The organism is Marinobacter sp. Hex_13 (assembly GCF_001566815.1).
GTDB classification, from domain to species: Bacteria; Pseudomonadota; Gammaproteobacteria; order Pseudomonadales; family Oleiphilaceae; genus Marinobacter; species Marinobacter salarius.
On sequence record NZ_LSMM01000008.1, the window covers coordinates 40,077 to 63,587 of the forward strand.

The 23,511-nt window shown below is 57.6% G+C and carries 17 protein-coding genes and 1 pseudogene; 17 read left to right on the plus strand and 1 reads right to left on the minus strand.

The features are described 5' to 3' along the window. Positions 1-243 precede the first annotated feature (243 nt). The 16 genes and pseudogenes from AXW11_RS03165 to cobA form a co-directional block, all read left to right on the plus strand. Positions 244-3,405 (plus strand): FimV/HubP family polar landmark protein, encoded by a 3,162-nt coding sequence (locus AXW11_RS03165; RefSeq protein ID WP_091643866.1) that lies wholly within the window; start codon positions 244-246, stop codon positions 3,403-3,405. A gap of 107 nt (positions 3,406-3,512) precedes the next feature. After that, a complete protein-coding gene (gene truA / locus AXW11_RS03170) occupies positions 3,513-4,409 on the plus strand; it encodes a tRNA pseudouridine(38-40) synthase TruA (RefSeq protein WP_091643869.1) in 897 nt (298 codons plus the stop codon). A gap of 7 nt (positions 4,410-4,416) precedes the next feature. After that, a complete protein-coding gene (locus AXW11_RS03175) occupies positions 4,417-5,046 on the plus strand; it encodes a phosphoribosylanthranilate isomerase (protein WP_252971506.1) in 630 nt (209 codons plus the stop codon). Next, positions 5,039-6,247: a tryptophan synthase subunit beta gene (gene trpB, locus AXW11_RS03180; protein WP_197061310.1), complete on the plus strand. Its 1,209-nt coding sequence runs from the start codon at positions 5,039-5,041 to the stop codon at positions 6,245-6,247. The genes AXW11_RS03175 and trpB overlap by 8 nt, the downstream gene beginning before the upstream one ends. A 75-nt stretch (positions 6,248-6,322) precedes the next feature. Next, complete coding sequence (gene trpA / locus AXW11_RS03185) at positions 6,323-7,135, plus strand: tryptophan synthase subunit alpha (protein ID WP_036205493.1); 813 nt, start codon at positions 6,323-6,325, stop codon at positions 7,133-7,135. Positions 7,136-7,175: 40 nt separating this feature from the next. Next, positions 7,176-8,102 (plus strand): acetyl-CoA carboxylase, carboxyltransferase subunit beta, encoded by a 927-nt coding sequence (gene accD, locus AXW11_RS03190; RefSeq protein WP_041333302.1) that lies wholly within the window; start codon positions 7,176-7,178, stop codon positions 8,100-8,102. Then, complete coding sequence (gene folC, locus AXW11_RS03195) at positions 8,086-9,411, plus strand: bifunctional tetrahydrofolate synthase/dihydrofolate synthase (RefSeq protein ID WP_091643874.1); 1,326 nt, start codon at positions 8,086-8,088, stop codon at positions 9,409-9,411. The genes accD and folC overlap by 17 nt, the downstream gene beginning before the upstream one ends. A 112-nt stretch (positions 9,412-9,523) precedes the next feature. Then, positions 9,524-10,186 carry an SPOR domain-containing protein gene (locus AXW11_RS03200; RefSeq protein ID WP_091643877.1) on the plus strand — a complete coding sequence of 221 codons (663 nt, stop codon included), beginning with the start codon at positions 9,524-9,526 and terminating at the stop codon, positions 10,184-10,186. Between the two features lie 95 nt (positions 10,187-10,281). Further along, on the plus strand, positions 10,282-10,851 hold the full coding sequence (locus AXW11_RS03205) for a CvpA family protein (protein ID WP_036205497.1): 570 nt from the start codon (positions 10,282-10,284) through the stop codon (positions 10,849-10,851). Positions 10,852-10,886: 35 nt separating this feature from the next. Next, entirely contained in the window at positions 10,887-12,410 is a 1,524-nt protein-coding gene (gene purF / locus AXW11_RS03210; protein ID WP_036205498.1) for an amidophosphoribosyltransferase, read from the plus strand. Positions 12,411-12,439: 29 nt separating this feature from the next. Continuing rightward, positions 12,440-13,681 (plus strand): O-succinylhomoserine sulfhydrylase, encoded by a 1,242-nt coding sequence (locus AXW11_RS03215; protein ID WP_036205500.1) that lies wholly within the window; start codon positions 12,440-12,442, stop codon positions 13,679-13,681. 6 nt (positions 13,682-13,687) lie between these two features. Beyond that, positions 13,688-16,267: a DNA translocase FtsK gene (locus tag AXW11_RS03220; protein WP_091643879.1), complete on the plus strand. Its 2,580-nt coding sequence runs from the start codon at positions 13,688-13,690 to the stop codon at positions 16,265-16,267. 12 nt (positions 16,268-16,279) lie between these two features. Continuing rightward, a complete protein-coding gene (lolA, locus tag AXW11_RS03225) occupies positions 16,280-16,936 on the plus strand; it encodes an outer membrane lipoprotein periplasmic chaperone LolA (RefSeq protein ID WP_036205504.1) in 657 nt (218 codons plus the stop codon). Next, positions 16,936-18,279 (plus strand): replication-associated recombination protein A, encoded by a 1,344-nt coding sequence (locus AXW11_RS03230; protein WP_091643882.1) that lies wholly within the window; start codon positions 16,936-16,938, stop codon positions 18,277-18,279. Before lolA ends, AXW11_RS03230 begins: the two co-directional genes overlap by 1 nt. 90 nt (positions 18,280-18,369) lie before the next feature. Then, positions 18,370-19,644 (plus strand): serine--tRNA ligase, encoded by a 1,275-nt coding sequence (gene serS / locus AXW11_RS03235; protein ID WP_041333307.1) that lies wholly within the window; start codon positions 18,370-18,372, stop codon positions 19,642-19,644. 14 nt (positions 19,645-19,658) lie between these two features. After that, a pseudogene (cobA, locus tag AXW11_RS03240) lies at positions 19,659-20,480 on the plus strand (uroporphyrinogen-III C-methyltransferase); the annotation flags it as partial. A 2-nt stretch (positions 20,481-20,482) separates the two neighbouring features. Here the strand turns inward: cobA and AXW11_RS03245 are convergent. Beyond that, positions 20,483-21,556, minus strand: coding sequence for a 3-deoxy-7-phosphoheptulonate synthase (locus tag AXW11_RS03245; protein ID WP_036205509.1), 1,074 nt, complete (start codon positions 21,554-21,556; stop codon positions 20,483-20,485). A gap of 124 nt (positions 21,557-21,680) precedes the next feature. On the opposite strand from AXW11_RS03245, the gene AXW11_RS03250 reads away from it, so the two are divergent. Next, positions 21,681-23,504 (plus strand): DUF1631 family protein, encoded by a 1,824-nt coding sequence (locus AXW11_RS03250; RefSeq protein WP_091643884.1) that lies wholly within the window; start codon positions 21,681-21,683, stop codon positions 23,502-23,504. Positions 23,505-23,511: the final 7 nt, after the last annotated feature.

The window sequence follows — 23,511 nt, forward strand, 5'->3', positions numbered from 1 at the left end:
TTTGGCTATTCGGGGGCACCGGATCATCGTTCGGTAACAATATGTTCCCGACCATTTATGAAAAAATGGTGCAAGGACTGCGGCTGATTGATTGATAAAAGAGGTTTTATCAACAATACTTGCCGGGCTGAATATTAAAAACTTTACATAATAACGATAGTAATCAAGACGGAAGTCATCCAACCTCGTCCGATTCTGTTTGTGAAAACAGTAACGAATAACGGAGACTGGTAAGGAAAAAGCATGAAGGTACGCAAGCTTGCGGTTGCTCTGGCTCTGGCGGGAGGGCTTGGTTCTGGCGTCGCACAGGCCCTGGGTCTGGGTGAGATTGAATTACAGTCCTATCTGAATGAGCCTCTGGACGCGGATATCAGTCTGCGTAAAAGCGAGGGCGTCGACCCTGGTGATGTATTTGTAAACATCGCTCCCGATTCGGCTTATGAACGGGTTGGTATCGACCGGAACTATTTCCTTACCAAACTTGATTTCAGCGTCACCACAGCCAGCGATGGCAGTCTGGTGGTGAACGTGTCGTCCCGTGAGCCATTACGGGAACCCTACCTCAATTTCCTGCTTGAAGTGACCTGGCCCAATGGGCGGCTGATGCGGGAATACGCGGTTCTGGTTGACCCCCCGGTGTATGCGGAGGAGTCCGGTGTGCGGGAAGAGGTTGCCGCTCCAACCACTCGCCAGGTTTCCGAGCCAGCCCGTCAACAGCAGGCCAGATCGACATCCCAGGAGCCCCGGCGCACAACCACTCAGCGTGCGAGGACTCTCGGGCCCACCGGGCCTTCTGATACCCTCTGGAATATTGCTGAGAGTGTTCGCCCCGACAGCAGTGTGTCCATGCAACAGGTCATGCTTGCGCTCCAGGACCTGAACCCTGACGCGTTTATTGCGGGCAATATCAACCGGCTCAAGCGTGGTGAAGTGCTGCGGGTGCCGGATATGGAACAGATTCGCAGTCGTTCCCGTACCGAGGCTAATCGACAGGTGGCCGCACAGAACGAAGCGTTCTCGACGCCGCAGCGCACGGTGGATGCCACAGATACCGAAGTTGCTTCAGGGCAAGCGGGTGGTGAACAGACTGGCGGTGATGAGCTTCGATTGCTTGCAAGTGAAGACAGCAGCACTCGTGATGCCGAAGAGGGCGGTTCTGCCGGCGGTGACGGTGATACCGCCGGTGGTGTAGACGCCGGCTCCGCCGTCGTCATGGAAGAGCTCGAAAGCGCCCGGCGAGAAAATGAAGAGCTGGGTGGTCGGGTTGATGATCTTCAAAATCAGGTGGAAACCCTTCAGCGTCTGCTGGAACTGAAAAATACACAGCTTGCCGAAATGCAGCAGGCTCAAGGTGACAGCGGCCAACCCGCAGATGCACCTCAGGCGGAGACATTGTCTGAGCAAGTCGCTGAAGAGGAGATGGAAACGCCCCCCGATGGCGACGCTACTGATATGGCCGCAGAAGACATGGATGCCGCGGACGGTATGGCCACCGACGAAGATGCGGCTGATCCTGCGGCAACCGACATGGATGAAACCACCGCAGCGGGCGCCGAAGAAGGTGCTGACGCACCGGCGATGGGTGATGATGCCGATATGCCAGAGGCCGACGTTGCGTCCGATGAGATGGATGCCGGTACCGCGCCTGAGGAAGAGGCCGGTCAGCAGGAAGCCGATGTAGCATCACCGGCATCCGAGCAGCCTGCCAGCGAGGTGTCAACATCACCGGCGGAGTCTGACAAGGGCTTTCCGGATAACATCATCAGCGCGATTACCAACAACCCGATGTATCAGATAGCGCTTGGCGGTGGTCTGGTTGTTCTGTTGTTGCTTCTGCTGTTGCTGGCGCGTCGCAATGCCAATCGTGAAAAAGCGTTTTACGACCAGCTGAATAGTGAAACCGACGCGGAGACCGATACCTTCGATCTCACCCTGGATGACGAAGACGGTGCGGATGCACCGGAGAGTGACCCTCTGGCGGAAGCCGACGCCTACATTGCGTATGGGCGCATGGATCAGGCGGCACAGTCTCTGGAAACCGCAATTTCCCGTGAACCCAGTCGTACAGATCTGCGCTTGAAACTGCTTGGGGTGTACGCGGATACCCAGGACAGACAATCCTTTGAGAAGCAGCTCGGTGAGGTTGAGACCCTGGACGACGAACAGGCTATCGCCGAAGCTCACGAAATGCGCGCTCGCCTCGAAGAGGCTGAGTCAATGCCTAGCATTGACGATCTGGAATCTCAGCTGAGATCGGATTCTTTCGACACCAGCTCACGTGACGAGGATACCGTATTTGATGAGCCGGCTTTGGACAGCACATCGGAAGATGAGGCTGAAGATGAGTTTGGTAGCCTGGAGACGGATTTTTCCGATCTGGACGAAACTGACGACACCTACGCCGAGGAATCCGAAAAGGAACCGGGCCCGGATGATCTGATCGAGTATGACCTCTCTGGTATCGATACCTCGAGTGGTAAAGAAGAGGCGACCACAGAAAAATCCGATGATCTGGCTGACGACGCCTTCGACTTTTCACTGGAGGACGATTCAGCCGAGGAGCCGAAAACATCCGAGGAAGACGATGATCTGAGCCTCGATTTCGCGGAGGATGAACAGGAATCCAGCGAAACAACGGACGACTCGGATGAATTCGACTCACTGGAACTTGATGAGGACGATCTGGAAACAGCCAGCGCTGACGACTCTGAAGGTCAAGAGCCGGAAGTTGACAGCCTGGAAGAAGGCGACCTGGAAGAAAGCGATCTGGATTCCCTGGACGAATCCTTCCTGGACGAACTGGATGCTGAGCTGGATAAAGTTGCCGGCGAAGATGAGACGTCTTCCGACGACGAACAAAGCGAACTTGACGACCTTGAGCTTGACGTTTCCGACGAGGACCTTGCGCTTATGGAAGAGTTTGCCGATTCCGGCGATTCCGCCGGTACAGATGCGAATAACGATCAGCAGGAGGAGGATTCTACTCCTCTGGATGAAGAGCTCGGCCTTGAGGATACCCTGACGGGTGAGGAGCCCGCAGATCCGGAAGAGACCGTTGCAGGCGTCGAGGAAGTGGAAGAAGATCTTCCAGAACTCAGCGATGATGATCTCGCGGCTGCCGAGTCCGGGGAGGAAGAGTCAGGTGAGCCTCCCGTGGCATCTGATCCCGCATCCTCAAAGGCTGCGTCCAGCGCGGATGACATCGAAGAAGCCGATCTTGGCGACGACGATGACTTCGATTTCCTGACAGGCACCGACGAAGCGTCAACCAAGCTTGACCTTGCCAGAGCCTACGTGGAAATGGGCGACGTCGATGGAGCCAGGGATATCCTTGAGGAAGTGGCTCTGGAAGGAAATGAGGAGCAGAAAGCGGAAGCGCAGGATCTCCTTAAAAATCTGTCCTGATTCGATATAATCAGTACAGCGAATGCGAAACGCCGGTTACCGGGCCCGTCCCGGATTAAAGCCGGCGTTTTGTTTTTTATTATCAGCTTGCCAATCCGGACACTTCATTGTTTGTTACGCCACAACCACTGACCACTGACGGCGCCATCGGGGCGGGGCGGGTCGCGCTTGCCTTTGAGTACGATGGCCGGGGCTTCCACGGCTGGCAATATCAGAAATCAGGCGTGCGGTCGGTTCAGGGAGAACTGATCCAGGCAGTTTCAAAGGTTGCTGACCATCCTGTTGAACTCGTATGCGCGGGCCGCACAGATGCGGGCGTGCACGCCAGTTACCAGATTGCCCATTTCGAGACGCCCTCGGTGCGTAATCCCCGGTCCTGGGTTATGGGAATCAACACTTCATTGCCGCAGGATATTGCGGTTCATTGGGCCGGTAATGGGGTGGATGACTTCCACGCCCGTTTTTCCGCGACGTATCGCCGGTACCGTTATGTGATCTATAACCATGCGGTAAGGCCGGGCATCCTTCATGGCCAGGTTAGCTGGACGTTTCGCCCCCTGGATGCGGCGCTGATGCATCAGGCTGCCCAGTTTCTTTGCGGTGAGCACGACTTCTCCTCATTTCGTGCGGCTGGCTGCCAGTCGAGGTCACCCACTCGGTTTCTTGAAGCCATCGAGGTAACCCGAAAAGGGAACTTCGTCGTAATAGATGTGCAGGCAAATGCGTTCCTGCATCATATGGTTCGCAATATCGCCGGTGCACTGATGTCGGTGGGTACAGGTAAGCAGCGGCCGGCGTGGATTCGTGAGATACTTGAGGCCAGAGATCGGACTGTTGCAGGCGTAACGGCACCGCCCCATGGACTGTATCTGGTGGATGTAGGGTATCCGGAAGGGTTCTCTATCCCGGCAGCTCAGTGCGGGCCAGCGTTCGTCGCACCCTGGTTTGAGGCTGATGAAAACCGACCACGCAGCCCGACTCACATACACCGAAAACAGCGATAGACGGCTTATGAGAACCCGGGTCAAGATCTGTGGTATCACCCGAAAGCAGGACGTTATTGCCGCTGCCAACGCCGGAGCGGATGCCCTGGGCTTTGTATTCTACGAGCCCAGCCCAAGGTATGTGACACCTGATGCCGCCAGGGAGCTGGTGGATGCGGTTCCTCCCTTTGTAGCGGCAACGGGGCTGTTTGTTAACCCCGAAGCGTCATACGTCCGGGAGGTGCTGTCACAGGTGCCGCTGGGGCTTCTCCAGTTTCATGGCGATGAATCTCCGGAATTTTGCAACAGTTTCGGTGTTCGCTGGATCAAAGCCGTGCGGGTGCGCGAAACTGATGATATCGAACATGCCTTTGAGCATTACCGTAACGCCAGCGGCCTGCTGGTGGATGCATGGGACCCGAAGAAATACGGCGGTACCGGACAGTCCTTTAACTGGTCATTGATACCGTCCACGCGCCCATTGCCTCTCATATTGGCCGGCGGCCTGGCTTCTGATAATGTATCCCGCGCTGTTGCGCAGGTGCGCCCCTGGGCCGTCGATGTCAGTGGTGGTGTGGAAAGCAGCAAAGGCATCAAAGACGACGAAAAGATCACTGATTTTATAAACGAGGTTCACCGTGTCGATGAAACTGACTGAAGAAATGCTCAAGGCGCTTCCGGATGCACGGGGTCACTTTGGTGCTTACGGCGGAAGATTTGTCTCCGAAACCCTGTTTGATTCGCTGATGACCCTGGAGCGTGAGTACAAAAGACTAAAGGACGATCCGGAGTTCCAGGCGGAGTTTGATCGGGATCTGGCGCATTATGTTGGCCGGCCCAGCCCGCTGTACTTTGCTGAAAGACTGAGCCGGGAAACCGGTGGTGCACAAATCTGGCTGAAGCGTGAAGATCTTAACCACACGGGCGCGCACAAGGTAAATAACACCATCGGTCAGGCACTGCTCGCGAGTTTCCTGGGTAAAAAACGGGTCATTGCGGAAACGGGTGCCGGGCAGCATGGCGTTGCTACAGCGACCGTGTGCGCGCGCCTGGGCCTTGAGTGCCACGTGTTCATGGGCGCCGAGGATGTAAAGCGACAGTCCCTGAACGTTTACCGAATGAAACTGCTTGGCGCTGAGGTTCACTCCGTTCAGAGCGGAACGCGCACACTCAAGGACGCCATGAACGACGCGATGCGTGACTGGGTGGCGAACGTTGACGATACCTTCTACATCATTGGTACGGTTGCCGGGCCTCACCCTTATCCACTGCTGGTGCGTGATTTCCAGTCAGTCATCGGGCGAGAAACCCGCGAACAGTCCCTGGCCCAGGCAGGTAAACTGCCGGATGCGCTGGTGGCCTGTGTCGGTGGTGGTTCCAACGCCATCGGCATGTTCTATCCGTTCCTGACCGACGAGAGTGTGGAGATGTACGGTGTGGAAGCCGGTGGCCTGGGTATTGAGACCGGAAAACATGCGGCGCCGCTGAGTGCGGGGCGTCCGGGTGTGCTTCACGGTAACCGGACGTACCTGATGGAAGACGAGAATGGCCAGATCGCGGGCACCCATTCGGTCAGTGCCGGCCTTGATTACCCGGGCGTTGGGCCTGAGCACAGCTGGCTCAAGGACATTGGCCGGGCCCACTACGTGTCGGTGACCGACGATGAAGCTCTGGATGGCTTCCGGAAGCTGACGCGGGTGGAGGGTATTATGCCCGCGCTTGAGACCGCCCATGCGGTGGCCTACGCTATCAAGCTGGCCGCTACGATGGATAAGGACCAGATGGTGGTGATCAACGTCTCCGGTCGCGGTGACAAGGACATACACACCATCGCTCAACTGGATGGCATAGAAGTTTAAGCAGTTGCCCGGTATCTGACGGCAGGTCGCCGGGCTGGTACGGACTGCAGTGCAGGAATAATCACAGGAGCAGGCATGAGTCGAATCGAAGGGGTGCTGAAAGCCCTGAAAGGGCAGGGTCGCAAGGCGCTGATTCCGTACATTACCGCTGGCGATCCACATCCGGATCTGACCGTTGACCTGATGCACACTTTGGTGTCGGCGGGTGCTGATATCATCGAACTGGGCGTACCATTCTCCGACCCAATGGCGGACGGCCCGGTGATTCAACAGGCGTGTGAGAGAGCGTTGGTGCACGGGACGTCATTGCGTCAGGTGCTGGGAATGGTGAAAACGTTCCGTGAGAAAGACAATGCCACACCGGTCGTGCTGATGGGTTACCTCAACCCGATGGAGGCCATGGGTCAGGAGAAATTCGCTGACGCGGCTGTTGATGCCGGGGTTGACGGTATCCTGACGGTGGATTTGCCGCCGGAAGAGGCGGACGAAGTGGCGCCGTTGTTCACGGCCCGGAACCTTGATGCGATTTTTCTGTTGGCACCAACCACGACGGACGACCGAATTCGTGCAATCAGTGAGCACAGTTCGGGCTATGTGTACTATGTTTCATTCAAGGGTGTTACGGGCGCCGGTAAGATCGATGTGGATGAAGTGGCCTCGAAGGTGTCCCATATTCACGAACTGACTGCGCTTCCGGTGGGTGTTGGATTTGGTATTCGTGACGCTGCAACAGCGGCAGCGGTCGGTCGGGTATCCGATGGTGTAATTGTCGGCAGTGTACTGGTCGATACAATAGCCCGAAATCAGGCGGATCCTGATCAGCTCAAACGGGCATTGTCGGATCTGCTCCACCCGATGCGAGAAGCACTGGACAGCCTGGCTTCGTGACAGTCGGGTTCCCGCAGGCATCAAAGGACAGGATGAGATCATGAGTAACTGGCTGGACAAGATCATGCCGAGCAAGATCCGCTCGGAATCCAAACAACGGACCGGTGTTCCTGAAGGTCTGTGGAAGAAATGTCCCAAGTGCGGGGCGTTTTTGTACAAGCCGGAGCTGGATAAGAATCTGGACGTGTGCCCCAAGTGCCAGCATCACCTGAGGATAACTGCCCGCCGTCGTCTGGATGTTTTCCTGGACGCCGACGGCCGCCAGGAGATCGCGGCTGATCTGGAACCTTGGGACCGCCTGAAGTTCAAGGACAGCAAGCGTTACAAGGATCGCCTGAGCCAGAACCAGAAAGCCACTGGTGAGAAAGATGCCTTGGTTGCCATGCGTGGCTCCTGCCTGGATATTCCGCTGGTTGCGGTGGCCTTTGAATTCAACTTCCTTGGCGGCTCCATGGGGCAGGTCGTGGGTGAAAAGTTCGTTCAGGCGGCCAATGTGTGCCTGGAAGAGCGGATTCCATTGGTGTGTTTCTCTGCCAGCGGTGGCGCACGGATGCAGGAGGCAATCCTGTCGCTGATGCAGATGTCCAAGACGGCCGCCGTGCTTGAGCGCATGAAGCAGGAGGGCATTCCCTATATCTCGGTCATGACCGACCCGGTATTCGGTGGCGTTTCCGCAAGTCTTGCCATGCTGGGCGATCTGAACATTGCGGAACCTTATGCGCTGATCGGTTTCGCCGGTCCTCGTGTTATCGAGCAAACTGTTCGTGAAAAGCTGCCCGAAGGTTTCCAGCGCAGCGAGTTCCTGCTGGAGCATGGCGCCATCGACATGATTCTTCATCGGCATCAGATGCGTGAGCGCATTGCTGCCTTGTTGGCCAAGTTTACCGATCTGGATAAGCCGGCCACGGAAGCGCCCATCGAGTTCGAAGTGTCGGAGCGACCGGAAACCGATGCCCCCGCAGAATAGCCCTGTCGCCCGGGGCAATGCTGTCCCGGGCGATAAAGCCACGCTTGACCAGTGGCTTGGTTACCTCGAATCGATCCACCCTTCTGAAATCGACCTTGGCCTCGACCGAGTGTTGCTGGTGTTGCGACGCCTGTTTCGCCGCAATCCGGCCGGGCGAATCATCACCATCGCAGGTACCAATGGAAAAGGCAGTGCGGTAGCGGCACTTGAGAAGCTGTTAATGGCATCGGGGCGGTCGACCGGGGCCTATACCTCTCCCCACCTCCAGAACTATAACGAGCGGGTAAGGATCAACGGGGCGGATGTTGGCGATGACCAGTTGGTCCGTGCGTTTTCCCGGGTGGAGGAAGCTCGCCGTGATACCACGCTGACGTATTTCGAGTTTGGAACCCTCGCTGCTTTTGTACTGTTCCAGGAAGCGGGTGTCGAGGACTGGGTTCTTGAAGTTGGGCTGGGCGGGCGCCTGGATGCGGTCAACGTTCTGGATCCGGATCTGGCCATTATTACCTCCGTTGATATCGATCACGTTGCCTTTCTTGGGGACAACCGTGAGGTCATCGGTTTTGAGAAGGCGGGCATTCTTCGCCCCGGCATACCCGCTGTCTACGCCGATATCGATCCACCTGAGTCGGTATTGCAGCAGGCGGCCGCCCAGAAGGTCCAGCTGGAAAGGCCTGGAGAGACGTATCAATTGGTGCCGTGCGACCCAGGCATAGCACCAGCTGGCAGTCTTTGGCTGGAGCAGCCTCGCTACGGCGACCGGGTATTGCTTCCAGACAACGGGCTTCCCGTCCACAGTCTGGCCGCAGCAGTCGTTGCTGTCAGACAGTTGGCGCCGGAATTGGCGCCCAGTGCCATTGAGCAGGTTATCGCCCGGCTGACGTTGCCGGGTCGCTATGAAGTCTTGCAGCAGCAACCTCAGGTGGTGGTTGATGTCGGCCATAATCCCCACGCCGCCAACTGGCTGGCGGCTCGAATCGGGCGGCGGGAGCCCGGGGCCGGTCGTGTTATTGCTGTCTACGCCGCCCTCGAAGACAAGGATGTGGAAGGGGTAGCGTGCGCAATGGCTCCGGTAGTCGACGAGTGGCACCTGGCTGGTCTGGACGTTCATCGTGGGTTGTCCGGTCCTGAGCTGGTTGACCGAATAGGTGGTCTGCTTCCGCTGCCTGCAGCCACAGTTTCCGTCTCGGTCTCAGCGGCCGTGGAGGAAGCTCTGGGTGGCGCCGGTCCGGAGGATATGGTGGTGATATTCGGCTCCTTCTACACAGTAGCGCAGGCCCGGGTATCCCTGGGGAGAACGGCGCCTTAAATATCCTTCATTCCGTCGTCGAAGCTTTGAGTTCTCAGCATTGGGCGGTTAGTATCGGGCACAGAAAGTCGTCAATGATGGCGGGGCAGGAACAAACAGGGGACAACCTAACGTGGACGGACTGAAACAAAGAATCATCGGGGCTCTCGTGCTGGTGTCACTTGCCGTAATCTTTGTGCCGATGATGTTCGATGAACCACATTCCGAGCGCGAATCCACCACAATCAAGATCCCGGAAGAGCCGCCGTTCCCCGAAGTGGATGCACCCGAGCCGGAACTCTCCGATGCCCCGGCGTACCGGCTTGAGGAAAGCGATGCGGCTGGCGAGCCGGACTCGGCCCCCCAGCCGTCAAACGACCAACCAACACCCGATGCTGACATGGCGGGTACAGAGCCTCAACCTGTCGCCAATGCCATCGAAGAACCTCAGAATCCTCCAGAGCCAGCGCCATCTGAAGAGCCGTCGTCATCCGCCACCACCGGCTCCGCTGATCCGGCCACTGAGACGGATTCAGCGGAGTATACCCGCTCGCTGGAAGGCGCGTGGGTTGTCCAGTTGGGCAGTTTTGGCAGTGGTGATAACGCCAGGCGGTTGCGTGACAAGGTTCGTGACAAGGGTTACAACTCCCACCTGCAGCAGGTGACACGCGGTGACACCGAGCTGACCCGTGTCTTTAGTGGTCCTTTCGCGGAAAAGGCGGAAGCTGAAAGAGCAAAACAGGCGCTCGACAAAGCCTTTGGTCTCAACAGCCTGGTGACCTCCGGCGACAAATAACCCGGGCTTCTCCGGTCACTTATGCGCACAGGGCGGTTTGGTCGGGTGACGTTTCCTGATAGAATTCGCGCTTCCTTATTTTCACCGGGTTTTCCATGGATGCGCTGATCTGGATCGACTGGGTCATCATTGCCCTGATAACTGTTTCCACCCTAATCAGCCTGAAGCGTGGCTTTGTGAAAGAGGCGCTCTCGCTGATCACGTGGGTGGGGGCGTTTATCCTTGCCCGGACATTCCATCCCCAGATGCAATCTCTCCTCGAGAGCACCGTTGAAACGCCGCTTGTGCGGCTTGTCGCCGCCTTCGCGATCCTGTTCTTTGGTACCCTTATTGTTGGTGCCATAATCAATAACATGATCGGCCATCTGGTCAGGGCGACCGGGCTTTCCGCCACTGACAGAGTGCTCGGTATGGGATTCGGCCTGTTACGGGGCGTTGTGGTGGTGATTGTCGGGATTGCACTTACCCGCTATACGCCGCTGGCACAGGACACCTGGTGGCGTACGTCCATCATGATAGACCGTCTGGCCGTGGTGGAAGATTGGTCAAGAAGAACCCTCGGAGACGAATTTGCCCGCTTTCTCGGGCCGGCAGGCGGGGAAATGGATAACCCCTCCGGTTCTCAGCAGGAAGATAACGTGGAACCCGCTTCCGCGTCCCGCTAACATTCAGTATTAACGCTTCGGAGATTACCGTATCCATGTGTGGCATTGTCGGCATAGTCAGTACTTCCAACGTGAATCAGACGCTTTACGATGCGCTGACCGTATTACAACACCGGGGCCAGGATGCGGCGGGAATTGTTACCTTTCAGGATGAGCGTTTTTACCTGCGCAAGGACAACGGCCTGGTGCGGGATGTATTTCGTACCCGTCACATGCGCCGCCTGGTGGGTAATGTTGGTATCGGCCATGTTCGGTATCCCACGGCGGGCAGTTCAAGCTCGGCGGAAGCGCAGCCGTTTTACGTCAACAGCCCCTACGGCATTACCCTGGCCCATAACGGCAACCTGACCAACGCCGACGACCTTAGCCGTGATCTGTTTCGCACCGATCTCCGCCACATCAACACCAACTCTGATTCCGAAGTCCTGTTGAACGTGTTTGCCCATGAGCTTCAGAAACTGGGCAAACTCGACCCGACCAAGGAAGAAATTTTTGCGGCTGTTCGGGCCGTGCACAAACGCTGCCGCGGCGCCTATGCGGTCATAGCCATGATCACCGGATATGGCATCGTCGGTTTCCGAGACCCCAACGGCATTCGCCCGGCCTGTTATGGCGTGCGCAAGACCGAAGAGGGTGAGGAGTACATGATTGCCTCCGAGAGCGTGGCGCTGAGTGCCGCGGGCTTCAAACTGGTGCGGGACATCGCGCCGGGTGAGGCGGTGTACATTGAAACCGATGGCACGCTTTATACCCAGCAGTGCGCTGAGGAAGCCCACCTTTACCCCTGTATATTCGAGCACGTGTATTTTGCGCGGCCAGATTCCATTATCGACAAGGTATCGGTCTACAAGGCGCGGCTGCGGATGGGGGAAACTCTGGCTGAGAAGGTGCTGCGGGAGCGTCCGGACCATGATATCGATGTGGTGATGCCGATACCGGATACCAGTCGCACCTCTGCGATGCAGATGGCGCATCGGCTGGGGGTGAAGTTCCGTGAAGGCTTTATCAAGAATCGCTATATCGGCCGTACCTTTATCATGCCGGGCCAGAAGATGCGGAAGAAGTCCGTGCGCCAGAAGCTGAACCCGATCGATCTCGAGTTCCGGGGCAAGAACGTCATGCTGGTGGACGATTCCATTGTGCGGGGAACCACCTGCAAGGAAATCGTGCAGATGGCCAGAGATGCCGGTGCCCGTAAGGTTTACTTCGCGTCAGCAGCGCCCCCGGTTCGTTACCCCAATGTCTACGGCATTGATATGCCGTCGGTGAACGAGTTGATCGCCCACGACCGAAGTGTTCAGGAGATTGGCGAGCTCATCGGCGCGGACTGGTTGCTGTACCAGGATCTGGATGATCTCATTACCTGTGTGAATGACGTTAATCCGGAGATCGAGGGGTGGGAGTGTTCCGTCTTTACCGGCAATTACGTTACTGGTGATGTGGACGCAGCCTATCTCAATAAACTGGAGGCGGCCCGCAATGACGAGAACATGTCCCAAGCCGGTGCCGGGGATTCCTCCGACAACGGCATTATTGATCTGTATAACGACGAAGACTGACCCAGCATGGCCATAAACAGGAGTTTGTCATGACCTATCGCCGCGAAGAACATGTTCTGATCCCCGAGTCGGATCTTGAGGGCATGTCGGTGGACACTCTCGCGGTCCGTGCCGGTCAGATTCGCACCGGCCAACTGGAGCATAGCGACGCAATTTTCCCAACGTCGAGCTTCGTTTATGGCAGTGCCGCACAGGCAGCGGCCCGGTTTGGTGGTGAGGAGCCGGGCAATATCTATTCCCGTTTTACCAATCCCACGGTACAGGCGTTTGAATCCCGTATTGCGGCGATGGAAGGCGGTGAGCGTGCTGTAGCGACGTCGTCCGGCATGGCGGCCATCCTGGCGACCTGCATGGCGCTGCTGAAAGCGGGTGATCACGTGATTTGCTCGCGGGGCGTGTTTGGCACCACCAATGTGCTTTTTCAGAAGTACCTGGCGAAGTTCGGTGTGGACACCACCTTTGTGGGCCTGACGGATATGTCGCAATGGCAGGCTGCGGTGCGCCCTGAAACCCGGATGCTGTTCATCGAAACGCCAACGAACCCGTTGTGCGAAGTCGCCGACATGGAGGCACTGTCCGGGTTGGCCCGGGCGAATGACGCCTTGTTCGTCGTGGACAACTGTTTCTGTACACCTGTGCTGCAGCGCCCATTTGAGCATGGCGCCGATGTTATCATTCACTCTGCCACCAAGTATCTGGATGGCCAGGGCCGATGTGTCGGTGGTGTCGTTATTGGTCCCAACACACTGATGGAGGAGGTCTACGGCTTCCTTCGTTCTGCCGGTCCCACCCTGAGCCCATTCAACGCGTGGGTTTTCCTCAAGGGTCTGGAAACCTTACCAATCCGTATGCGCGCCCATTGTGACAATGCGTTAGAGTTGGCGACATGGCTTGAAGGGCAGGGCGCGGTGGATCATGTATTCTATGCCGGTTTGCCCGATCATCCACAGCATGAATTGGCGAAGCGTCAGCAAAGCGGGTTTGGTGGAGTCCTTTCCTTTACCGTGAAAGGTGGCCGGGAAGAGGCCTGGGCGTTCATCGATGCGACGCGAATGATCTCCATTACCGCCAATCTTGGTGACGTCAAAACCACGATTACCCATCCGGCCACAACCACGCACGGTCGCCTGTCTCCGGAAGACAAGGTTCAGGCGGGTATTACCGAAAATCTGGTACGGATCTCGGTGGGTATCGAAGCTGTTGAGGACCTCAAAACCGATCTGCAACGCGGGTTTGAGGCTCTTGAAAATTACCGTCAGGGAACTGTCTGAGCATTCATGGCTGAGAGCGTAAAAGCGAAAAAATCCGGTGAGTTGACCGAAAAACAGGAGCGGTTCCGTCGCTTCCTGGCCCAGGGAGCCAGGGAAGGAGCGGTGATCGCCCTGATCGCACTGTGCATTTATCTGGGAATGGCGCTGGTTACCTTCAGCCCTTCGGATCCTGGTTGGGCCAGCATTGGCCACGACACCAGTGTGCAGAATTACGCAGGCCGAACGGGCGCCTGGTTGGCCAGTCTACTACGTGACTTTTTCGGCCATGTCGCCTTTCTGTTTCCCGTAATGATCGCCGGCTATGCGTTGATGTTGATTCGCCGCCGGAATGATCCTATCGACATGCACATGCCGCTGTTTCTGCTACGTTTTGGCGGTTTCCTGTTGATCTTGCTGTCGGCGACAAGCCTACTGTCGCTCTATTCTGTGTTCGGTCTTGGGGTAACGTCGGGCGGTGTGCTGGGCTCCGCGGTGTCTGAGGCCATGGTGCGCTTCTTCAACCTGCCGGCCACGACGCTGCTGCTCATTGCGATTTTCCTGTTTGCACTGACGGTCAGTACGGGGATGTCCTGGTTCTGGCTGATGGATCAGGTTGGCAATCTGACGCTCCGTATCGGTAATGCCATCAAAAACCTTTTCTCCTCTTCCGACAAGGAAAAGCCCAAACCGGCAGCAAAAGCCCCGGCTGCACCCGAACCCGCGAAGAAACCAGCGGAGCCGCCCACGGTGCGGGACAGGGTGGCAACCCAGAAAACCCCGGCGGCAGGCAACTCCTGGTGGCGGCGCCTGTTGCGCCTGGGTCCGCGTGCTGAAAAGGTCAAGGCACCTGCATCACGCCCAGAGCGAAAAGAACCGGGCCTGGAAGGCGTACTGCCAGTTGATGATGCCGAACCCGCTCGGCTGGAAAGCTTCAGCTCCCAGGATGACACGACACCGGTGGCCAAACCGTCGCCAAAGGGGAATTCCAAGCCGCCCGGGAAATCCCTGAAGATATCCCCGTTCAAGCGGGATGATCAGTCCGCCGGCAGCACCAATGGCGCCAAGAGCAAACAGGCGTCGTTGCTGGAAGATATTGAAAGCACCATTCCGCCCATAACCCTGCTGGACCCACCGGAGGAGCACAAGGAAAGGGGTTATTCCGAGGAGTCGCTTCAACACATGTCGCGGTTGCTGGAAGAAAAGCTCGCGGATTTCGGCGTTTCCGTGGAAGTGGTCGAGGTTAACCCCGGGCCGGTTATTACCCGGTTTGAGATTAAACCCGCGCCAGGCGTCAAGGTCAGCAAGATTTCCAACCTGGCGAAGGATCTTGCCCGTTCCTTGGCGGTCCTTAGTGTTCGCGTGGTTGAGGTGATTCCGGGCAAGTCCGTGGTGGGTATCGAGATACCGAACGAAGAGCGGGAAATGGTCCGGCTCAGTGAGGTGTTGAACGCCCGGGTGTTCCAGGACTCATCGTCTGCCTTGACCCTGGCGTTGGGTAACGACATCGGCGGTAACCCGATGGTGGCCAATCTGGCGAAGATGCCGCATCTGCTGGTGGCCGGCACAACCGGTTCCGGCAAGTCGGTGGGCGTCAACGCCATGATACTGAGCATGCTGTTGAAAGCCACTCCCGAAGAAGTTCGTTTCATCATGGTCGACCCCAAGATGCTTGAATTGAGCATCTATGATGGTATTCCGCATCTGTTGGCGCCGGTGGTCACCGATATGAAAGACGCGGCCAACGCGCTGCGTTGGTGTGTAGCGGAAATGGAGCGCCGGTATCGGCTGTTGGCGAGCCTGGGTGTACGCAACCTGGCCGGCTACAACCGCAAGGTTAAGGATGCAGCCGCCGCGGGTGAGCCACTGCTGGACCCAACGTGGAAGCCGGATGAGTACCTGGCGGATGACGAGCAGGAACGCCCGGAACTGGAAACCCTTCCGTTCATCGTGGTGGTCATCGACGAATTTGCTGACATGATGATGATCGTTGGGAAGAAGGTCGAGGAGCTCATTGCGCGGATCGCCCAGAAAGCCCGTGCCGCCGGCATTCATCTGATCCTGGCTACACAACGGCCGTCTGTGGACGTTATCACGGGCCTGATCAAGGCCAACATTCCGACGCGGATGTCCTTCCAGGTATCGTCCAAGATCGATTCCCGCACGGTACTGGACCAGGGTGGGGCGGAACAGTTGTTGGGGCATGGTGACATGCTCTACCTGCCCCCGGGCTCTGGACTGCCGGTACGGGTGCATGGTGCCTTCGTAGACGATGACGAAGTCCACCGGGTTGTCAGTGCCTGGAAGGCTCGTGGAGAGCCCGTTTATGTGGACGATGTACTGAACGGGGCCGAAGGCGAGAACCTGCCTGGCGTGCCTAACCTGAGTGAAGGCGGCGGTGACAGTGAGGGGGATGCTCTGTTCGACGAGGCAGTAGCCTTTGTTACTGAGGGCAGGCGGGTGTCAATTTCATCCGTACAACGTAAATTCAAGATCGGCTATAACCGGGCCGCGAACCTGGTCGACGCCATGGAAGCATCCGGTGTGGTCAGCGCAGCCGGGCATAATGGCGCCCGTGAAGTTCTGGCACCACCGCCACCGAGAGATTAGGAGTAGCGATTCATGAGAGTTTCAGCAAAAGCCCTTTGGTTGGTCACCGCGTTTTCGGCCCTGATATCGGTGATCACGCCGGCCATGGCGGAAGATACCAGTGCAAAGGCCGCAGCGGATCTGTCTGCGCTGCTCAAGAATTACGAATCCTTCCAGTCTGATTTTATTCAGATCGTGGTTAACGAAAACGGCAATCGCGTTCAGGAGAGCCGTGGCTCCCTGAAGGCCAAGCGTCCTGGGTTGTTTTACTGGGAAACCCGAAAACCCCATTCACAGTTCGTCGTCAGCAACGGTGAAACCGTGGAAGTCTACGATCCGGATCTGGAACAGGTCACCATCCACAACCTGGACGAGCGTGTACAGACAACACCAGCGCTTCTTTTGAGTGGTGAGGTTGATAACCTCAATGAGACCTATCGCGTGTCCTCCCGCTCTCCTGGGGAGAATATCCGTGAGTTCACCCTGGAACCGCGAAGCGAGGATTCCCTGTTCGTATCCCTGAGGCTGACCTTCCATAACGGTGAGCTGCAGGAAATGCGCATGCAGGATTCACTGGCGCAGCTCAGCGTTCTCAGTTTCGAGGACATTCGCCTGAACGCCCCGGTGGAGGACAATGCGTTTACCCTGAATTACCCTGACAGCGTGGATGTGATCCGGGACGGGGCCTGATGCAGGATAGCCTGTTCGCGGAACAGCAGGGTTTCCGCCCGCTGGCTGCGCGAATGCGCCCGGCGAGCCTTGATGAATACGTCGGCCAGTCACATCTGGTGGGCGAGGGCAAGCCGCTCCGCAGGGCGGTTGAGCAGGGACAGCTCCACTCCATGATCCTGTGGGGCCCTCCGGGTGTCGGTAAGACCACCTTCGCCCGCCTGCTGGCCAACCTCAGTGATCTCAGCTTTGAGACCGTTTCGGCCGTTCTCAGCGGTGTAAAGGATATCCGTCTCATTGTTGAGCGGGCGAAAGACCGCAAGCGCAGCGAAGGGCGCGACACCCTGCTGTTTGTCGATGAAGTTCACCGTTTCAATAAAAGCCAGCAGGACGCGTTTCTTCCTCACATTGAAGACGGTACTTTCATCTTTGTCGGTGCCACCACCGAGAACCCTTCCTTTGAACTGAACAGTGCGTTGCTCTCCCGTACCCGCGTCTATGTACTGAAGAACCTTGAAGAAACCGACATTCTGGAACTGCTTGGGCGGTCACTGTCTTCACCAGAGGGGCTGGCAGGGCGATTCACCGTGGAAAAGAGCGTCCTGGAGCTGATGGCAACCGCATCGGGCGGCGATGGCAGGCGTGCGCTGAATATTCTGGAAGTGGCAACGGATCTTGCAGAGCCTGATGAAGACGGCGCCGCCAGAATTACCTCCGATCATCTGGAACAGGTGCTGCAAACCAGCTTGAGGCGGTTCGATAAAGGCGGCGATGTCTTCTACGACCAGATATCGGCACTTCACAAGTCTGTGCGGGGCTCCGACCCCGATGGCTCCCTGTACTGGCTATGTCGCATGCTGGATGGCGGTTGTGATCCGTTGTATGTGGCCCGGCGTCTGGCGCGAATTGCCAGCGAGGACATAGGCAATGCCGACCCGAGGGCGCTGCAGATTGCCATGGACGCCTGGGAGGCCCAGGAGCGACTGGGTTCCCCTGAGGGCGAACTGGCGCTCGCTCAGGCAGTTACCTATCTTGCCCTTTCGCCCAAGAGTAACGCGGTCTATTCCGCCTTTAACCAGTGTATGGCCGATATCCGCAATGACCCGGACTATGAGGTCCCCGTTCACCTGCGCAACGCCCCCACCAAACTGTTGAAGTCCATGGGGCACGGTGACGAATACCGTTATGCCCATGACGAGCCGGAAGCATTCGCCGCCGGAGAATCCTATCTCCCCGAGGCCATTCACCAGCGCCGTTACTATGAGCCAGTCCATCGGGGCCTGGAAATCAAACTCGCCGAAAAGCGTGACCGGCTCGACGACTGGAACCGCAACAGCGACCGCAAGCGTTACCCGCAACGCTGAAATCCGCTAGCCGCTTTCGCCCGCTGTGGTCATAGCCGGCCGCGCAGGTATAATGCCCAGTCAATCGTGAACAACAGAAACAGGATAATCATGCTCGATCCCAAACGTGTCCGCACCCAGACTGAAGAGATCGCCCGTCGCCTTGCTATCAAGGGGTACACCTTTGACAAAGCCACATTCGATCAGCTCGAGGAGCGCCGTCGCGCGATCCAGGTGAAAACGGAAACTCTGCAGGGCGAGCAGAACCGCCGATCCAAATCCATTGGCAAGGCCAAGGCGGCCGGTGAAGACATCCAGCCATTACTGGACGAAGTGGAAGACCTGAAGAAACAGAAGTCAGAAGCGGAAGACGAGTTGCGGGTGTTACAGGAGGAATTGAACGACTTCCTCGCCAGCATACCGAACCTGCCCGACGACACCGTGCCGGCCGGAGAAAGCGAAGACGATAACGTTGAGGTGCGTCGCTGGGGTACCCCCAAACACTTTGATTTTGAACCAAAGGACCACGTTGCCCTGGGCGAAGCCCTTGGTGGCCTGGACTTCGAGACCGCCACTCGTCTGGCTCATTCCCGTTTTGCTGTGATGCGCGGCCCGGTTGCCCGCCTGCATCGGGCGCTTGCCCAGTTCATGATCAACCTCCACACCGACGAGCATGCGTATACGGAAGCCTACGTGCCGTACCTGGTCAACGCAGACACGCTCTTTGGGACGGGCCAGCTTCCCAAATTTGAGGAAGATCTTTTCCGCATGGACGGGGAGAAGCCTCTTTACCTGATTCCCACGGCGGAGGTTCCGGCCACCAACCTGGTTAGCAACACCATTCTTGATGCAGCAGAACTGCCCCTGAAGCTGGTCTGCCACACTCCCTGTTTCCGTAGTGAAGCCGGCTCTTACGGCCGTGATACCCGCGGGATGATCCGCCAGCACCAGTTTGACAAGGTGGAGCTGGTGCAGGTCGTTCGCCCGGAGGACTCCGAAGCGGCGCTCGAGGCGCTGACCGGGCACGCCGAAAAGGTACTGCAGCTCCTCGAACTACCGTACCGGTTGGTTGACCTCTGTGGCGGCGACATGGGTTTTGCGGCCGCCCGTACTTATGACATCGAAGTCTGGTTACCGGGCCAGGACAAATATCGCGAAATATCTTCCTGTTCCAACGCCAGGGATTTTCAGGCACGGCGCATGCATGCACGCTGGCGTAACCCGGAAACCAATAAGCCGGAGCCCGTTCATACCTTGAACGGATCCGGGCTTGCCGTTGGCCGCGCACTGATTGCGGTGATGGAGAATTATCAACAGGAAGACGGCAGCATCCTGGTTCCCGAGGTCCTGAAACCGTATATGGGAGGCGTAGACAGAATACAATGAGTGACAGACTCGACGATGCACCATGGAAGGGCGTTGGTGCAAAGCCTGCACCAGTTCGGTACCACAAGAATCCGGTAACGGAAAATCCGAATAGCTCCGAAGGGGAGGTTGCACTCGTGGGTGCCGGCCCCGGTGATCCGGAGTTACTGACATTGAAGGCGTGGCGCCTGATCCAGTCAGCGGAAGTGGTGTTGTACGACCGCCTGGTGTCGCCGGAAATCCTGTCACTTATTCCTGAATCCGCCGAGCGTATTCATGTGGGCAAGCAGCGTGCTAACCACACCTTGCCCCAGGATCAGATCAACAGCCGCCTGGTGGAACTCGCCCGCAAGGGACGCAAAGTGGTGCGGCTCAAGGGTGGTGATCCCTTTATTTTTGGCCGTGGCGGCGAGGAGATTGAAACCCTCGCGGCGGCCGGTGTGCGCTTCCAGGTGGTGCCCGGCATTACCGCTGCTTCCGGTTGCGCCGCCTACGCCGGCATTCCGCTTACGCACCGGGACCACGCCCAGTCAGTTCGGTTTGTCACCGGCCACCTGAAGAATGACACCTGCGACCTGCCTTGGAAGGATTTCGTCCAGAACAACCAGACCCTGGTGTTCTACATGGGCCTGGTCGGGCTACCGATTATCTGCCAGCAACTGGTTGCCCACGGTATGTCTCCGGAGATGCCGGTGGCGCTCGTTTCAAGAGGGACAACGCCCCACCAGCAGGTTGTGACCGGGGACCTGACAAACATCGTGGAAAGGGTGGAGAGGAATGCGGTGCCTGCCCCCACATTGGTCATCATCGGCAACGTGGTGACCTTGAGAAGCAGGCTCGACTGGATCGGTGGCTGAAATCAGCCCCGACGCTTCGGCAGAACGTCCTTCAGCTTCTCCCGCATGTCACGCAGGGCTTTTTCAGTGGTCTCCCAGTCAATACAGGCGTCCGTCACGGACACACCGTATTTAAGATCGGCCAGGTTTTCAGGAATCGACTGATTGCCCCAGTTCAGGTTGCTTTCCACCATCAAACCCTGGATGGACTGGTTGCCCTCAACGATCTGATGGGTGATGTCCTGCAATACCAGAGGCTGTATGGCCGGGTCCTTGCTGGAATTGGCGTGGCTGCAGTCAACCATGATCGACTGACGGAGTTTGGATTTCTCCAGCGCCTGTTCACACAGGGCAACGTTGACTGAGTCATAGTTGGGTTTGCCACCGCCGCCACGCAGAACCACGTGGCCGTAATTGTTACCCCGGGTACGGATAACCGCGACTTTGCCCTGCTGGTCAATGCCGAGGAAGCTGTGAGGGTGAGAGACCGACTTCATGGCATTAACTGCAACGTCCAGGCTGCCATCGGTACCGTTCTTGAAGCCAATGGCCATGGACAGGCCACTGCTCATTTCCCGGTGAGTCTGAGATTCTGTGGTGCGCGCGCCAATAGCGGACCAGGAGATTGTATCCTGCAGGTATTGCGGGGAGATAGGATCCAGTGCTTCTGTCGCCGTGGGCAGTCCCAACTCGGAGATATCCAGGAGCAGACGACGGCCGATGTGCAGGCCCTGTTCAATGTCGAAGGTGTCGTTGAGGTGGGGGTCGTTAATCAACCCTTTCCAGCCAACGGTGGTGCGAGGCTTCTCGAAATACACCCGCATGACGATCAGCAGGGTATCGCTGACTTCTTCTGCCAGCTTCTTCAGCCTGGCGGCGTATTCCCGGGCAGCTTCGACATCATGAATGGAGCAGGGGCCCACCACCACAAACAGGCGATGGTCCTTGCCGTCCATGATGTCATAGATGGCCTGGCGGCCTTTTTCCACGGTTTCCGCGGCCTTGCCGGAAAGCGGCATCTCCTGCTTGAGCGCTTCAGGGGTAATCAAAGGTTCCTGACTCGCCACATTCAGATTCTCTAGTTTGGTGCCCGACATTCTGTTGTTATCCCCGTCGCATAAAACATGACTGGCCGGCGCTTAGTTGCGGTAAACCCCGGCGAGTTGGTTATACTGCGTTATTTGATGAACCTTTTCAACGCTTCTGACGCGCGGGGAACGGATGCAGCAGAGCACGCAGAAAAAGCGCAAAGTACTGTCCCGGAAACAGGTGGTAAAGAGGATTGGGGACGTGCTTTCAGGCATTCGTGTACCCGATCTTCCCTATCCCGCGGGAAAGGTTGCTGCAGACGCAGCCAGCGACTGGCGCCCATTGTTGCTGTCCTGCTGGACGGAGCAGCGGGATGAGCCCGTGACCCGTGTGATCCGCTCGGTATCCTTGACCTGGTCGGTCAGGCAGATCAATTCCGCCTATGTGGCGGACCGAATCATGGATGTGTTTCTCAAGACCAGCGGCCTCCATCCCGAACTGGCCCTGCGAATTGCCCGCCTTCGGTTCTTTCTCGCCTGGCGAATGAACCTTGAGGGAGCCGGAGCGCTGAACGATACCATCGTGCACTGGCTTGACAGCCTGCAGGACTGCAGGGGATGGAGTGGTTCCAGCGGGCGCTCAGGGAGGGCCCTCCTGGATCAGTTGGATTCACTGACCATAGCGGTGTCCGGCTGTTTCGATTCCGGGGACGTCGGGCCGGTTATCGAATTCTGCCGTCAGTGGGAAGAGGATGCGGGAAAGCGCGAACAGCAGAATGAGCGTTTACGTCAGCGGTTGCTGGAAACCGAGCAGGGCGCCGCCCGTCAAAGAAAGTCGGAACAGACGGCTAGGGCATTGGTGGGCCGGGCCCTCCAGAATCGTCAGCTGCCGCAAGCCGTGGTTCGGTTTATCTTTGATCACTGGTTTGCCCTGATCAAGCAGATTGTCTGGCAGGAAGGCACCGAGGGCGACAACTGGCGGCATGCCAGCAAACTGTTGGAATGGCTTGTCTGGATTGGTGATCCGGCGCTTTCCGACAAGGACAGGAACCGCCTCTATACGGTGGGGGAGCAAATTGGTGACCGGATCAGCGACGTCTGGAACCGCGTCAACGGCAAGCCCCTGGATGACTCGGCCCTGCAAGGAATCCAGTCGGTTATGGTGGATCGTCTGAGGGGCGAAACGCCCGAGCTGGTTTCCGCGTTGCCGGAAGGCGACCGATTCTCCTGGGATCCTTCCTGGTTGTCGTTTTCCGCACCGCCCGAGGCCGAGGTTGAGCCGTTGTTGGGAAAATGGTTTGTGGAAGGTGAGGGCGCCGCGGAGCGACGTCGGTATTTCTTTGCTCTGCTACCGGATACCTGTGAAGCGCTCTGGACCAATGGTGCCGGGGTCAAACTGGGACTAATGCCCTGGCCAAGGTTCTCCACGGCTCTCGATAGCGGCACCCTGAGATTATTACCACCATTGACTCCCTTCGGTCAGGTGTTGGCGGAAACCATTACCTCGCTATCTGTGGTGCTTGAACGCCAGACGTTGCAACGGGAAGAAGCCGCCAGGGAGGCGAGAGCCCGGGCAGAAACCTTGCGTCGGGAAAAGGCGGAAGCGGAACAATTGCGCCAACAGGAGGAAGCCGCCAGGCAGGCTGAACTCGCAAGGCAGAAGAAAGCGGCAGAAGATCGACGTATCGCTGATGAAGAAGCCGAGCAGCAACGCCTGTTGCAGGAGCGGGAGACCGCTGCGAGGGAGTTGGTGGAAGGCATCAAACTGGGTGGTTGGATCGTCGAGGAAAGTAGCGGTGAGGACAAGGATGCCGTTCGCCTGAAGCTGGCCGTACGGATCAATGCCTCCCGGAAGTTGGTTTTTGTGGACCGACTGGGGCTGAATCGCCGCGAATTCCTGGTGGATGAACTCGTGGATCACGTGGTGATGGGCCGGGTACGCGTACTTGGTAGCTCTGCAGAGTTTGATGACGCTCTGTCGCGGGTGGTTGGCCGTATCAGGGTCGGTCGAAACTGACCGGATA

What these genes read in the sequence shown, in the direction of transcription:
- AXW11_RS03165 (WP_091643866.1), top strand. Translation starts at nt 244, where the DNA reads ATGAAGGTACGCAAGCTTGCGGTTGCTCTGGCTCTGGCGGGAGGGCTT.
- AXW11_RS03175 (WP_252971506.1), top strand. Translation starts at nt 4,417, where the DNA reads ATGAGAACCCGGGTCAAGATCTGTGGTATCACCCGAAAGCAGGACGTT.
- trpA (WP_036205493.1), top strand. Translation starts at nt 6,323, where the DNA reads ATGAGTCGAATCGAAGGGGTGCTGAAAGCCCTGAAAGGGCAGGGTCGC.
- accD (WP_041333302.1), top strand. Translation starts at nt 7,176, where the DNA reads ATGAGTAACTGGCTGGACAAGATCATGCCGAGCAAGATCCGCTCGGAA.
- folC (WP_091643874.1), top strand. Translation starts at nt 8,086, where the DNA reads ATGCCCCCGCAGAATAGCCCTGTCGCCCGGGGCAATGCTGTCCCGGGC.
- AXW11_RS03205 (WP_036205497.1), top strand. Translation starts at nt 10,282, where the DNA reads ATGGATGCGCTGATCTGGATCGACTGGGTCATCATTGCCCTGATAACT.
- purF (WP_036205498.1), top strand. Translation starts at nt 10,887, where the DNA reads ATGTGTGGCATTGTCGGCATAGTCAGTACTTCCAACGTGAATCAGACG.
- AXW11_RS03215 (WP_036205500.1), top strand. Translation starts at nt 12,440, where the DNA reads ATGACCTATCGCCGCGAAGAACATGTTCTGATCCCCGAGTCGGATCTT.
- AXW11_RS03220 (WP_091643879.1), top strand. Translation starts at nt 13,688, where the DNA reads ATGGCTGAGAGCGTAAAAGCGAAAAAATCCGGTGAGTTGACCGAAAAA.
- lolA (WP_036205504.1), top strand. Translation starts at nt 16,280, where the DNA reads ATGAGAGTTTCAGCAAAAGCCCTTTGGTTGGTCACCGCGTTTTCGGCC.
- AXW11_RS03230 (WP_091643882.1), top strand. Translation starts at nt 16,936, where the DNA reads ATGCAGGATAGCCTGTTCGCGGAACAGCAGGGTTTCCGCCCGCTGGCT.
- serS (WP_041333307.1), top strand. Translation starts at nt 18,370, where the DNA reads ATGCTCGATCCCAAACGTGTCCGCACCCAGACTGAAGAGATCGCCCGT.
- AXW11_RS03245 (WP_036205509.1), bottom strand. Translation starts at nt 21,556, where the DNA reads ATGTCGGGCACCAAACTAGAGAATCTGAATGTGGCGAGTCAGGAACCT.
- AXW11_RS03250 (WP_091643884.1), top strand. Translation starts at nt 21,681, where the DNA reads ATGCAGCAGAGCACGCAGAAAAAGCGCAAAGTACTGTCCCGGAAACAG.